The sequence below is a fragment of the Lacticaseibacillus mingshuiensis genome, assembly GCF_016861785.1.
Lineage (GTDB): Bacteria > Bacillota > Bacilli > Lactobacillales > Lactobacillaceae > Lacticaseibacillus > Lacticaseibacillus mingshuiensis.
Genome location: NZ_BOLS01000014.1, coordinates 1 through 12761 on the forward strand (window position 1 = coordinate 1; position 12761 = coordinate 12761).

Consider the following 12761-nt stretch of genomic DNA (forward strand, 5'->3'; position numbering starts at 1 on the left):
CGCCACAACTTCTATTTGATAACGGCCTGTTCTGGGATTGCCCTCAACGACTGGCTAACTTGTTCTTGCAATTTACGATTTTATTTAAATGTCGAAAAAGCCTGATCGATCTGTTGATATTCCGCCGGGCTGAGCGTGATCTTGAGTGCCGCGACATTGGCGGTCACCTGTTGTGGCACCCGTGCGCCGGGAATGACGGTCATGATCGCCGGATTTTGCAAATACCACGCGAGAATCACTTGCGCAACGGTGGCGTCATGCGCCTTGGCCACATCCCGGACGTCCGCCAGCCCCGTCATGATCGCCGCGTATTGGCTCGCCGTGAAGCGGGGGAAACGCGCGCCATCCGCCGCACTGTACTTGCCGGTCAAAAGTCCAGACGCCAGCGGGAAGTATGGCACAAAACCGACGCCGGCCTTCTGTAGATACGGCAACAGCGTGCCCTCGGCCTCGCGGTGCACCAAGCTATAATTGTCCTCCACCACATCGACTAACCCATCACGATTGGCTTCCTTCAGTTACGCCAGGGAAAAATTCGAGACGCCGATCGCCCGAATCTTGCCAGCTTGCTTCAACTTGGCCAGCGCCGCGACCGCCTCATCCTTGGGCGTCGTCGCATCCGGAAAATGAATGTAAAACAGATCGATGGTGTCGGTCTTGAGGCGGCGCAACGCGTCATCCACCGCCTGGGTCAAGAACGCCGGCGAGTTATTGGGCCGCCAATCGTTTGCCGGATCTTGGGCAGCCTTGGTCGCGATCAGCACATGCGACCGTGCGCGGGTGCGCTGAAGCACCTCGCCGATGATCTCCTCGGAGCGCCCCTTGCCATATATGTACGCCGTGTCAAACAGCGTGACGCCATCCGCCAGCGCCTGCTCGATCACGGCAAACCCATCCTCATCGTTGAGGTCCTTGAACAAATTGTGTCCGCCGACCTTATTCGTGCCTAGGCCAAACGCAGGAAATTCAACAGTCGTATGCATCTGCCAACCTTCTTTCTGTATGGCCTTATTTTAAGCCATGGCTGGCGAAAATTCGAGGCAAACGCCCTTGATCAGCACAACCCTGAGACGCAAGAGTCACAAAAACTGTCTGAGGGCACAGCAAACAGGCCGAAGCGTGCTCCGGCCTGCCAAATTTTAGGTTGGATCCCTTTCCCTCTTCATTTTCGAGATTCCTCCCGTCGGTGTTAGGGGAACTTATTCAGTTAGAAATTGGGTGGTACATTTTTCCGGTACTTCCCAGTACCGGGTCCGTTTAAGCCCTTTGGGTCACCCAACATGTAACAGGTGACCGTCATTGCGTCGCTCGGGGTAGGTCGCGGGTTGGATCCCGCCGGACTGACCAACGCTGGGAGAAAACTCGTGGCCAGCTCCTCCACGCCTCTCAGTGTCGAAATTAGTATAACACAGGCAAACGCTGCCGTCAACTATTTTGTGAATCTTTTTTCGCCGGTCCAGTTAAATTATTATTCAGAACAAAAAGATGAGTTTCCTCTAGTTTTCCTAATATCATTGCATTCGCCTCATTCGACGGCCTGCGTTCTAGATACATATAAGATTTTTGATCTATAAAAATTTCACAAGCAAATTAAGTGACAAATAACGGAAACCAGTCTAAACTTTTTGGCAAACTTGGAAAGAAGTGACCAAAATGGCGACCCCAAAACAGATCATCACGTTGTATGGCTGGATTCTCGGCATCGTCAAGGCGGACATGATCGACCCTGTGACGAGCCACGTCACAACTGGCGTCTATGTAAAGATTGGCGCCGACTGGATGCAAGCCGGCGCAGAGGAGCCCCGGCTTCCAATCGACTCGATTGTTGTCTATGTCGACGTGACCCCAGCCCTACTTCGACGAGATATCTTCAGGATGGATATCGCCGGGATGAACAGTTTCACCGGCAAAGTCGCGACGGGTTATCTCACGGCATCTGGGTCGCAAACCAAATGGCGATTGATTCATCAATCGACTCTGACTAAAGAAATGGGACGCATTGAAGCAAAGTGGCTGGGTCAGCAAAAACATGACAAGGCCCTCGCCCCGCGTGACCTCACCCGGCTCGATCGTCTCTATCTCCGTTACACGAAATCCGAGCTGACCCTCGACCAACTCTATGACCTTCAAACGAAACTCGTCAAACCATACCGAGGCGGCCTCCCGCATGAGTTGGTCGCAAAGCGGCGGGCCGAGCTCGCCCTCATCGCAGAAGACGATGCCAAAAACGGGGCGCCGGTGCCGCTATTGCTCAATACCAAGCCTGGCGACTGGGTGTATCAGGCGAAACTCGACGGGTGGGTCGATCCAAATTTCATTGAGAAACCAAATCTTGATTATGAGGCCAAGCTCACGCTGCTGATCGAGCGGCTTCAGGGCGAGGCCACTTACCGCGCGCGCAATCATGTGCCATTTTTCGAAAAAGGTGATCTGCCGTCCGATCTGAAACAACACCATTTTCAGCCGCAAAGCTAATTTCGATAGGAGATGCTAATTATGGCCGAAAAAACGTACCAAGCTGACCTTTCAGCGACCATTACCGGTGGCGTCACAGAGTACGTCCAAAATGCGAGCGGTCAGTTCGTTCCGCGAGATTTCGTTCACTTCAAGCTTAGTCTGGTGAAAACGTATGTACAAGATGTCGATCTCGATACCGAAGAGGCGCTGATGCCGTTTTCCACAGACTTCATCGCACGCAACGTCAACGTGGGCGACCAGCTTAGTCCCCAGCACCCGGTCACGCTAGCTCGAATTCAGATCTATTCTGCAGATGCGGTACAAACCTGGAATAAGCAGAAAGCATCCGCGCGCGATCAGCTTGTTCTAGCCGCACAAAACTTTGCCCGTGATCAAAAGAATGGCAAGGCAGTAGTGGAAGCCGCCAAACAATTTGCATCCGGTAAGGGCACGTTCGAGGCAATGCAAGCCAGTGAAGTCCGCGCGGCTGGCCAGTTTGTCAAAAAGCCCACGGGTCCACTTGGCCGATTGCTTTCGCGGCAGCGCCAAGTATGGACGCGGTATCAGGCACAACCCGCACCAAAGCCAAGGGAACGCACGTTGATCATTGGGCTTTCGCTTAATGATGTCGATTCCTCTGAGATCGATGACGATCGGATGCCGTACAACGAATATCGCATCAAAGACCCCGTCTATCGCCACCAGCTGTTTTTGTGGTGGAAGAATCGCGAAGATGGCGTCCCGACTGGTGATAGGAGCGCGATCGGAATGCCGCATAGTCTGTCGTACAAGAGCGAGATCATGCTCGGAGAAGATGATTTCCGGCAACTAGAAGCCGCTAAAGAGCCAGTTGGGTCCGACTCAAAACCAGCGACTGGGGAAGCGCTAACCCCTGCTGACACCAAGCCAACAACTGAGGAAAAGGTGCCTGACTTGGGCCCAAAATCAGAAGCTGGGGACAAGCCCAGTGACCTGGACTCAAAGCCAGAACCCGAGGAAAACCCATCCGCCCCTCACCCACATCAAGCGTCCGATGAATCGCCAACTGTCCCCGACAAGAAGCCAGAGGACAGCCCCGCGGATTCCGCCACACCGCCGCAATAACCCGTACAAAAAAGCCGAGGCCCTCACCCTGCCTCGGTTTTTACATAACTTCTCTCTCTGCCCGCCTACCCGATCCACTTACCCAGCAGCAGGCCGAGCACCAGTGCGCCGCCGCCCAGCGCCACGCTGCCTAGCCAATAGGATAGTGCCGCGCCCCACCGCCGATTTTTCAACAGAATAAAGGTCTCGGTCATGTAGGTGGAAAATGTGGTCAGTCCGCCGCAGAAACCGGCCAACAGGATCACCGACCCGCCCCATGTGGCAAATAACCCGAAAAATGTACCGGCAAGAAAAGCGCCCAGGAGATTGACCAGCAGCGTCGCCAGTGGCAAGTTTGGCCACCGCTTTTTTCCCCAAATCGTCACCTCATAACGCACCACGGCGCCGCAGCCGGCCGCCGCTGCCACCGCGATCACCATATTTTCACCCCGTCATGCGTGATGCGCCGCGCAAGCAGGTACCCCAGCGCGCTGGCCAGTAAGCCGCCGACCAGGTTCACGGCCAGCAAGCCCAGCGCCTGTGCCGGCCGATCCGCCAGCAGATTCGCCACATTCAGCAGCAGCGATGAAAATGTGGTGAAGCCGCCCATCAGGCCCGTGCCAAGCGCCAAGATCAGCGTTTCGGGCAGGTCGAATTGCATGGCGATGCCGTACGTCAATAGCACCAGCAAAAAACTGCCGAGCAGATTGACGCTGGTGGTGCCCAATAAGGTGTCGCTATCATGGAGGCGCTGGCTGACCGCAAAGCGCAGGCCCCCGCCCAGCGCGCCGCCAAGGAAGACGGCCAGATCATTTTTCAGGTGCGTAGACATTTAGATCCCCTTCCCAAAATAAAGACACCTACCCCAATCGACTGGGATAGGTGTCATCAACTCAAACGTTTAGGCGAACACCTTCGCCATTTAGATGCGTTTTAGTATACACAGTGAGCGCGGCGGTGGCAAGGATGGATCAGCCCTCACCAAGCCCACGTTATTGCCAAACCGGCCGTTCCAGCACAGGCCACTCCTGAAAGGTACGCGAGGTCAGATCGGCGGTGCCAGTCGTCAAGAAGCACGCCGCCCACAACACAAGTGGCGAACTGTTTGCCAACGTCAAAGAATCCGGTGGCATCAAAAGCGCGCCCAGCGAATCTTGTCCTTGAAACTGAACGGGATCACTTAGCAGACCACCCGCTGCAGCCGTCAGCGAGTAAAAAACGCACAGGTGCTGATTGAGATTCCAGCGTTTGTAGGCCCAGGGGTAAACAAAACTGACGGCTCCTAACTGGCGGTCGATTCGGCAAGTCAAGCCAGTCTCTTCGCGGACCTCACGCAAAACTGTTTTGTCTAAAGGCTCCGGTCCATCAAGACTGCCGCCTGGAAGGTCATAACGATTTTGATACGGCCCACCGCTTTTTTTCATGACGAGAAGCTGGCCGTCGATCGCAATCACACCATAACAGCCAAAAGCGCGATGTAGTTCAACACTCATTTTGTTTTCCTCCAAGCCTCCAGCCAGTTGAACCCGGAAGGTAACGTCTATTTCCAAATATGCCTTACTTTGATTGTACGCTTTAATGGACGTTCGAACTACCTGATCGGCGATAAGCGCCGTCCGCGTCCCTTTTTCCCTTGCACGGTTTGATTTGAGGGTGTAACCTGTGGATGTACAAACGAATAGGCGATGACGTTCGCCATTAATAATTGACTATCAATTGATGACGTCTACTAGGTCCGCACACGTGCGGGTCTGGTAGGCGTCTTTTCTTTTTGGTAGCGGAAGGAGCTGCATTATGTCAGTAGTCATTGAAAGTGTTAAAGCCCGGGAGATCTTCGATTCACGTGGCAACCCAACCGTTGAGGCCGATGTCATCTTGTCTGATGGCACGCTGGGCCGCGCCGAGGTTCCATCAGGCGCTTCCACCGGTGAAAAAGAGGCCGTTGAGCTCCGCGATGGCGGTGACCGGCTCCAAGGCAAAGGGGTCCTCAAGTCGGTCAACAACGTGAACACCGAGATCAATGCCGCACTCAAAGGCCAAGATCCGTTCAATCAGGGTCACATCGACCAATTGATGATCAATCTCGATGGCACTCCGAACAAGGCACGCCTTGGCGCCAACGCGATCTTGGGTGTTTCCATGGCCACCGCCCGCGCGGCTGCCAACGCGCTGCACACCCCGCTGTATCGTTATCTTGGCGGTACCGATATCGAATTGCCGCAAACGTTCCACAATGTCATCAACGGCGGCGAGCACGCGGACAACGGCATCGACTTCCAGGAATTCATGATCACCCCGGTCGAGCGCACCAGCTTCCGTGATGGTTTTGAAAAAATTGCCAACACCTATCACACCTTGAAGAAGGTCATCGAAAAGGCTGGCTTCACCACAGGCCTGGGCGACGAAGGTGGCTTTGCCCCGGACCTGAACAACTCCGAAGAGGCCTTGAAGATGTTGCACGAAGCGATCATCCAAGCCGGCTATGTGCCTGGCAAAGAGATCGCCATCGCCTTTGATGCCGCGGCTTCTTATTTCTACAACCGCGACACCAAGAACTACGATTTCGAAGGTAAGACTTACACCCCAGATGAAATGAGCGATGTTTACGCTCATCTGCTCGATGAATTCCCAGAGATCATTTCGATCGAGGATCCATTTGGCGAAGAGGACTGGGACAATTTTGCCAAGTTCACCAAGCAATATGGCGACCGCGTTCAGATCGTCGCCGATGATCCGGTCTGCACGAACCCGGCCCTGATCCGCGAGGCGATTCAAAAAGGCATGGCGAACTCTATCCTCATCAAGCTCAACCAAATCGGCACGGTCTCCGAGACGCTTGAGGCGGTGCGCCTGTCCCGCAAGAACGGCTACACGACCATGATCTCCCATCGCTCCGGCGAGACTGGCGATACCTTCGTCGCTGACTTCACCGTTGCCGTCAATGGTGGCCAGCTCAAGTCCGGTGCGCCAGCTCGCTCCGAACGTGTTGAAAAGTATAACCAGTTGCTGCGAATCGAAGAGGAACTCGGCGACGATAGCACCCGTCTGGCCCACTTCCCAGATGACGTGACCCTCGACTAAAAAAGGGTGCGCAGCGCGGCGTTCAGGTCTGGGTAGCTAGTTCGGCTTAGGTACTTGGTGGCGAACTTGGCCACCGAGTGCCTGATCCGACTAGATATCCCAGACCTGCCGCGCGGAGCCCAACTAGGGTGCGCAGGTACGCAACTGAAGCAAATTCAGTGTTCCTGACACACGCGGTGAAAATTTCACCGTTGACGATTCATCAGCGCAACAGTTTCACCTCAGCCTCGCCGCTGGGGCAGTGCCGCCGAGTATGGGCGACGGTACTGCCGGGGCGGCGACGCCCTTTGTGATAATAGGCAGGATGCGGGTCGCGCCAAGTACGCGGCCCCTTTCTTTTGGAGGAGATCAACATGGCAGATACCGGATTAAGTGAACAAGAAGCGGCGGCCCGCCTGAAAGCGGATGGCCCAAACGAGGTCGCCGAGGCGCCTTATTCGTTTTGGCGTGCGGTGGCGACGCGGCTGTGGGAGCCATCCGCCTGGATCTTGGAGGCGGCGCTGGTCGTTGAGCTTCTGTTAGGCAAAACCGTGCAGGCCGGCTTCATCGTCTTGATGCTGCTATTTGCTGCGGTGAATGGCGCGATTCAGGCCGGGCGCGCGCATCGCGTCCTGGCAAGTCTCTCCCAGCAATTGACCCTTTCCGCGACCGTGATGCGCGATGGCAAGTGGGACGTGCGCCCGGCCCGCGAGCTTGTGCGTGGGGACCTCATCCGCCTGCGTCTCGGCGCGATCGTCCCGGCGGATGCCCAGCTCGCGGCAGGTGGTCCGATCCAGCTCGATGAAAGCAGCATCACCGGTGAATCCGAAGCGGTGACCCGGAGCCAACACGACCCTGTTTTCGCGGGCACCGCGGTTCTGACCGGCGATTGCTTGGCCACGGTCACGGCGACGGGCGCCCAGAGTCGCAGTGGGAAAACGCAGACGCTGCTTGCGACAGCCAGCGCGCCTGGGCATCTCCAGCGCCTGCTCGGCCAGGTGATCAAGGATCTGGCGCTCGTCGACAGCGTGCTTGTCGTGATCTTGCTGGTCGCCGCCTTGGTGCGCGGGCAAAATTTGATCAGCCTCCTGCCGTTTTTGGCGATGCTGTTCATCGCGACCATCCCCATTGCGATGCCGTCGAGTTTTGCCGTCGCGAATTCAGTGGAGGCCAACGTCCTGAGCCACCAGCATATTTTGGTGAGCGACCTCGTCGGCATTCAGGAAGCCGCGGCGATGGATGTGCTCGTGGTCGACAAAACTGGGACGCTGACGGCCAACAAGACCGCGGTCCAGCAATTTCTCAACCTCAGCGCGCGGCCGGATGCCCAAGTTCGCCAGGCAGCCGCGCTGGCCTGTGATCCGATCGCGCCGAGCCCGCTTGAACAGGCCGTGCGCGACTTTGCCGGACCGCTGCCGCAAACAGTGACCGATTTTTCCGCGTTTGACGCGACGCGCGGGTATTCCCAGGCGATCACCCCACTTGGCGTCGTCCGGCTCGGCGCCTTCGCCAAGCTTTCGTCGCTTGCGCAAAATACCTTCGAGCCCCCAGTCGCTGCGCTGAAAACAGGCCGCAGCCTCGCCGTGATGATCGACGATACCTTGTGCGGCGTCTTCATTTTGGCCGACACGCTGCGCCCGGATAGCCAAGCGGCGGTGCAGGCGCTGCGAACCCGCGGCGTGCAGGTGATCATGCTGTCCGGCGATCACAAGGCCACCGCCCAGCAGATCGCCGGCGCGGTCGGCCTCGATGGCGCAGTCGCGCGGTTTACCGACCTGTCTGACACCGCCGATGTGACGGCGTTGGCCGGTATCGCCGAGGTGCGGCCGGAAGACAAGCTGACCATCGTCAAGCGGCTTCAAGCGGCCGGCCACATTGTCGGGATGACCGGCGATGGGGTCAATGACGCCCCTGCCCTGCGCCAAGCCGAGGTCGGCGTCGCGGTGGCCAATGCGGTGCCGCTCGCCAAGCGTGCCGCAAAAATCGTCCTGCTCACGCCCGGCCTGACGCCTTTGACCGCGATTCTCGATAGCGGCCACCGGGTGTACCAACGCATGCTGACTTGGACCATCACTAAATTATCGCGGACGGCTGAGCTGACGATTCTCCTAACGCTGGGCGTTCTCCTGTTTGGCCGCGTGCCGCTTGCCCTCAACGCCATGGTGCTGGTCGCGATCTTGAACGACCTGGTCACCTTGGTGCTTGGCACGGATCGCACCACCATCACCCATCGCCCAGAAGTTTGGGGCCAGCGCCGCCTGTTGCGGACGGCCAGCGTGCTCGGCGCCGGCTGGACGGTACTAGGGCTGGCCTTGTTGATCGGGTTGCACCTGGCTGGGGTCTCGGCTGGAGGCATGAGCACCCTGCTGTTCAACTATTTGATCGACAGTGCCATGCTGACGATCTTGATCACCCGCACCGCCCGGCCATTTTGGCGCAGTGCGCCCAGCCTGGCAGTCGGGGTCGCGATCTCGGTGAACGTGATCCTGACAATTGGCCTGTCGCTGCTTGGCCTTGGCGTGACTTCCGTGTCGTGGCAGGCGCTCGGGGCCGTGCTGGCGCTGACCGTGGTGGCGGCCGTGCTTTTGGATGGATTGTATCTGCGCATCAATCAGCGGCATCGCTCGTAGTTCGCCTTGATTGCCCTCACTAGGACGTAAACCGAAAACGATCGGCTTGCGTCCTTTTTTGTGCCCCTGAAACCTCTGACCCGAGTCCTTTTCCCGTGGCCGCATCCCCCTGTTGCCCGTCATCGCCGCTGCATGAGAAGCCCTCTCATCATATTTTTCATTGACGTCAATCTTTGTTTAGGATAGCCTAAGTTCGGTAAAACGTACTCGTTACGTTTTGGAAGGGAGGTGATCTCATTTTAGAAGCTCGTCAACTCAGCGTCAGTTATTCCCGCGGCCAGCCCGTGCTCCAGGCCGTGTCATTCACCCTGCCGGCCGGCTGCCTCGTTGGCATCATTGGTCCCAATGGCGCCGGCAAGTCCACGTTGATCAAAGCGATGCTGTCGCTCATCCCCCATCGCGGCCGCACCCTTTTTGACCAGCAAGACTTGCACGCGGTGGCGCGCCATGTCGCGTATGTCCAGCAGAAAAGTGGCCTGGATCTGACGTTTCCGATCACGGTCCGCGAATGCGTGGCGCTTGGCCGCCAAGCTGACGCAAATGCGTTCGGTCATGTGCGCGGCGCAAAGGAAGCCGTCGCACAGGCTCTGGCGCAGGTCGGGATGGCCGATTTTGCGGCCCGGCCCTTGAGCCAGCTGTCTGGCGGCCAGCTCCAGCGTGTTTTGATCGCCAGGTGCCTCGTGCAAAACGCGCAACTGTTGGTACTCGACGAACCGTTTGTCGGCATCGATGTGCAAAGCGAGGCGGCGATCATGGCCGTGTTGCGCGCACAAAAACGGGCCGGCAAAACGATCTTGATCGTGCACCACGACCTCAAGACCGTCCCCGATTATTTTGACTGGGTCGTGATGCTGAACCGCGCGCTGATCGCTGCCGGGCCGGTCGCGACCACCTTCACCCCTGACAATCTTGCGGCGACATACGGCCTGCCGCACCCCCCCGCGAAAGGAGCGCCCGATGCTTCAGCTATTTTTCACTGACCTGGCAGAATTTCATTTTCTGCAAAACGCTTTGATCACCGCGGTGGCAGTCGGCATTGTCGCCGGGGTGATCGGCAGTTTCATCATCTTGCGCGGGCTGTCCTTGATGGGCGACGCGATCTCGCATGCCGTGTTGCCCGGGGTCGCGCTGTCCTTCATGTTGCACATTCCGATGGTGATCGGCGCGGCCGCGTTCGGCATTTTGGCGGCGACCATCATCACGTTGATCAAGCAATTCAGCGCGATCAAAAGCGACACCGCGATCGGCATCACCTTCAGCACGTTTTTGGCGCTGGGCGTGATCTTGATCGGCCTGGTCCACACCACCACCAATCTCTTTCACATTTTATTTGGCAATGTTCTGGCCGTCCAAGATGGCGACCGCAACCTGACGCTGGGCATTGCCGCCGCGGTCCTGGTGCTGGTGGCCCTCTTTTTCAAGCGCCTGCGCCTGACGTCATTTGACCCCCTGATGGCGCAGGCGATGGGCATTCGCACGAATTTTTACCATTTTCTATTGATGATCATGCTGACGCTGGTGGCCGTTGTGTCCATGCAAAGCGTCGGCACCATTTTGATCGTCGCCCTCTTGATCACGCCGGCCGCGACCTGCTACCTATTTGCGGACCGCCTGGTGGTGATGGTCATCGCCTCGGGCCTGCTCGGCGGCCTGATCTCGCTGGTCGGCTTAGTGTTCGGCTACACCCACAACATTGCAGTTGGTTCTTGTATCGTCATTCTCGGCGCGCTGGTCTTCGTCGTCTGTTTTCCATTTTCCAAAAAACAGCACCTGATCACGCTCCCCCTTGGAGGAAAAAATGTTTAAATCAATGACCCGTCTCTTGCCCCTGACCGCCGCTGTGGCCGCCTTGATCGGCCTTGCCGCATGCGGCCATACCCAACCGAAAACATCTGAGGCCACCAAACCCATGCTGGCCAAGACAGTCTCAGTCGTCGCAACGGATACCATCATCGGCGACATCGCCAAAAATATCGCCAAGGATAAGGCGACAATTCACGTCATCGTCCCAGTGGGCCAAGACCCCCATGAATACGACCCGAAACCAGCCGATGTGTCGGCCACGGGCAAAGCCGACGTGATCTTATACAACGGCATCAACTTGGAAAATGCGCCCGGCGCCTGGTTCACCAAGATGATGGCCAACGAAGGCCCCAAGGCACAAAAGAAGTCCTTTGCCGTCAGCGATGGCGTCGAGGTCATTCACCTGCAGGGCAAGCAGGAAGCCGCCAAGCTCGACCCGCATGCCTGGCTCAGCGTCGGCAACGGCATTATTTACGCGCAGAACATCGCCAAGCACTTAAGCGATGCTGATCCGAAAAACGCGACGTTCTACAACAACAATATGGTGGCCTACACCACCAAGTTGGCAAAACTACATAAAGAGGCCCAGGCTAAATTTGACAAGATCCCGGCCGCGAAAAAACTGATCGTCACCAGTGAAGGCTGCTTCAAGTATTTTGGCAAGGCCTACAATATTCCGTCCGCTTATATCTGGGAGATCAACACGGAGGAAGAAGGCACCCCGGCGCAGATCTCGACTTTGGTCCGCAAGCTTAAAAAGACCAAGACCCCGGCGCTGTTCGTCGAAAGTAGCGTCAATGGCAAGCCAATGGCCACCGTTGCCAAAGACACCGGCATTCCGATTCACGCCACCCTGTTCACTGACTCCATTGCCGCCCCAGGTCAACAAGGCGACAACTACTATGACATGATGAAGTGGAACCTGGATAAGATCGCGGAAGGGCTCTCGAAATGAGAGCTGGCCGCATTTGGAACGATTGGGTGTCGTTTGCGTTGTTCCTGACTCGGGGCCGCTGACCGGGCTGAGGCCCCCACACGACGCACCCTTTTCAGTTGGGCTTCGCGCGGCAGGTCTGAAACAGCTGCCCATCCGCTACGAACCCATACGTTGTCGCATTCCCCCATGCCTCAACGCGTTGGTTCAGCACGCGGCGAAGTCATTGTGCTAGCTCCCCTGTTTTGGAACCAGATATAATAGAAGAAAAGGAGGATCACTATGTCATATTCTCAAACCAAACTTGTTTTGAACCAGCTTGTCGCCGATCTCAGCGCGCTGGCAGTCCACGTGCATCAAGTGCACTGGTACATGCGCGGCCCGAATTTTCTGAAGCTGCATCCCCTGATGGACAAATACATGGATGAGCTCAACGACCAGCTCGACGTCGTTTCCGAACGGCTGATCACGCTGGACGGCTCGCCATATGCCAGCCTCAAGGAATTCGCCGACCACACGACGATGGCCGATGAGCCCGGCGAATGGGGCGTGGCCACACCGGAGCGCCTGCGCGGCTTGGCGACGGCGTACAGCCGGCTGGCGGACACCTACCAGCGCGGCATCGACGTGAGCGGCGACGAACACGACGATGTGAGCCAAGATATCTTTATTGGCTTCAAGGGCGACATCGAAAAAAAGATCTGGATGCTGAAGGCCGAACTGAATGAAGCCCCTGGCATCGATCCAAGCTAACCGAATGCACATAAAGAGGCGGCGAGCGTATGGCTCAGCCG

Annotated in this window: 11 protein-coding genes, 1 pseudogene and 1 riboswitch; of the genes and pseudogenes, 8 read left to right on the forward strand and 4 right to left on the reverse strand. The window is 57.1% G+C overall.

The window, feature by feature from the left end; translation table 11 throughout:
- Positions 1 to 80: 80 nt before the first annotated feature.
- Positions 81 to 983, reverse strand: a pseudogene (locus JUE67_RS09175) (aldo/keto reductase).
- Positions 984 to 1653: 670 nt separating this feature from the next.
- On the opposite strand from JUE67_RS09175, the gene JUE67_RS09180 reads away from it, so the two are divergent.
- Positions 1654 to 2475 carry a hypothetical protein gene (locus JUE67_RS09180; protein ID WP_203628017.1) on the forward strand — a complete coding sequence of 274 codons (822 nt, stop codon included), beginning with the start codon at positions 1654 to 1656 and terminating at the stop codon, positions 2473 to 2475.
- A gap of 21 nt (positions 2476 to 2496) precedes the next feature.
- Positions 2497 to 3561 (forward strand): hypothetical protein, encoded by a 1065-nt coding sequence (locus tag JUE67_RS09185; protein ID WP_203628015.1) that lies wholly within the window; start codon positions 2497 to 2499, stop codon positions 3559 to 3561.
- Between the two features lie 65 nt (positions 3562 to 3626).
- Here the strand turns inward: JUE67_RS09185 and JUE67_RS09190 are convergent, their stop codons facing one another.
- The 3 genes from JUE67_RS09190 to JUE67_RS09200 form a co-directional block, all read right to left on the reverse strand.
- Entirely contained in the window at positions 3627 to 3980 is a 354-nt protein-coding gene (locus JUE67_RS09190) for a FluC/FEX family fluoride channel (RefSeq protein WP_203628013.1), read from the reverse strand.
- Positions 3974 to 4372, reverse strand: coding sequence for a fluoride efflux transporter FluC (locus tag JUE67_RS09195; RefSeq protein ID WP_203628008.1), 399 nt, complete (start codon positions 4370 to 4372; stop codon positions 3974 to 3976). The genes JUE67_RS09190 and JUE67_RS09195 overlap by 7 nt, the downstream gene beginning before the upstream one ends.
- Before the next feature lie 160 nt (positions 4373 to 4532).
- Positions 4533 to 5033: an NUDIX hydrolase gene (locus JUE67_RS09200; protein WP_203628000.1), complete on the reverse strand. Its 501-nt coding sequence runs from the start codon at positions 5031 to 5033 to the stop codon at positions 4533 to 4535.
- 179 nt (positions 5034 to 5212) lie between these two features.
- A riboswitch (Fluoride riboswitch) is annotated at positions 5213 to 5276 on the forward strand.
- A gap of 58 nt (positions 5277 to 5334) precedes the next feature.
- Between JUE67_RS09200 and eno the strand changes: the two genes are divergently transcribed.
- The 6 genes from eno (at position 5335) to JUE67_RS09230 (ending at position 12720) form a co-directional block, all read left to right on the forward strand.
- Positions 5335 to 6621 carry a phosphopyruvate hydratase gene (gene eno, locus JUE67_RS09205; protein ID WP_203627998.1) on the forward strand — a complete coding sequence of 429 codons (1287 nt, stop codon included), beginning with the start codon at positions 5335 to 5337 and terminating at the stop codon, positions 6619 to 6621.
- A 353-nt stretch (positions 6622 to 6974) separates the two neighbouring features.
- Positions 6975 to 9230, forward strand: coding sequence for an HAD-IC family P-type ATPase (locus tag JUE67_RS09210; RefSeq protein WP_203627996.1), 2256 nt, complete (start codon positions 6975 to 6977; stop codon positions 9228 to 9230).
- A gap of 236 nt (positions 9231 to 9466) precedes the next feature.
- Positions 9467 to 10210, forward strand: a complete 744-nt coding sequence (locus JUE67_RS09215) for a metal ABC transporter ATP-binding protein (RefSeq protein WP_203628047.1) — start codon at positions 9467 to 9469, stop codon at positions 10208 to 10210.
- Positions 10188 to 11036: a metal ABC transporter permease gene (locus tag JUE67_RS09220; protein WP_203627993.1), complete on the forward strand. Its 849-nt coding sequence runs from the start codon at positions 10188 to 10190 to the stop codon at positions 11034 to 11036. The genes JUE67_RS09215 and JUE67_RS09220 overlap by 23 nt, the downstream gene beginning before the upstream one ends.
- 4 nt (positions 11037 to 11040) lie before the next feature.
- Positions 11041 to 11988, forward strand: a complete 948-nt coding sequence (locus JUE67_RS09225) for a metal ABC transporter substrate-binding protein (protein WP_203628046.1) — start codon at positions 11041 to 11043, stop codon at positions 11986 to 11988.
- Between the two features lie 261 nt (positions 11989 to 12249).
- Positions 12250 to 12720: a Dps family protein gene (locus JUE67_RS09230; RefSeq protein ID WP_203627992.1), complete on the forward strand. Its 471-nt coding sequence runs from the start codon at positions 12250 to 12252 to the stop codon at positions 12718 to 12720.
- Positions 12721 to 12761 lie beyond the last annotated feature (41 nt).

What these genes read in the sequence shown, in the direction of transcription:
- JUE67_RS09180 (WP_203628017.1), top strand. Translation starts at nt 1,654, where the DNA reads ATGGCGACCCCAAAACAGATCATCACGTTGTATGGCTGGATTCTCGGC.
- JUE67_RS09185 (WP_203628015.1), top strand. Translation starts at nt 2,497, where the DNA reads ATGGCCGAAAAAACGTACCAAGCTGACCTTTCAGCGACCATTACCGGT.
- JUE67_RS09190 (WP_203628013.1), bottom strand. Translation starts at nt 3,980, where the DNA reads ATGGTGATCGCGGTGGCAGCGGCGGCCGGCTGCGGCGCCGTGGTGCGT.
- JUE67_RS09195 (WP_203628008.1), bottom strand. Translation starts at nt 4,372, where the DNA reads ATGTCTACGCACCTGAAAAATGATCTGGCCGTCTTCCTTGGCGGCGCG.
- JUE67_RS09200 (WP_203628000.1), bottom strand. Translation starts at nt 5,033, where the DNA reads ATGAGTGTTGAACTACATCGCGCTTTTGGCTGTTATGGTGTGATTGCG.
- eno (WP_203627998.1), top strand. Translation starts at nt 5,335, where the DNA reads ATGTCAGTAGTCATTGAAAGTGTTAAAGCCCGGGAGATCTTCGATTCA.
- JUE67_RS09210 (WP_203627996.1), top strand. Translation starts at nt 6,975, where the DNA reads ATGGCAGATACCGGATTAAGTGAACAAGAAGCGGCGGCCCGCCTGAAA.
- JUE67_RS09220 (WP_203627993.1), top strand. Translation starts at nt 10,188, where the DNA reads ATGCTTCAGCTATTTTTCACTGACCTGGCAGAATTTCATTTTCTGCAA.
- JUE67_RS09225 (WP_203628046.1), top strand. Translation starts at nt 11,041, where the DNA reads ATGACCCGTCTCTTGCCCCTGACCGCCGCTGTGGCCGCCTTGATCGGC.
- JUE67_RS09230 (WP_203627992.1), top strand. Translation starts at nt 12,250, where the DNA reads ATGTCATATTCTCAAACCAAACTTGTTTTGAACCAGCTTGTCGCCGAT.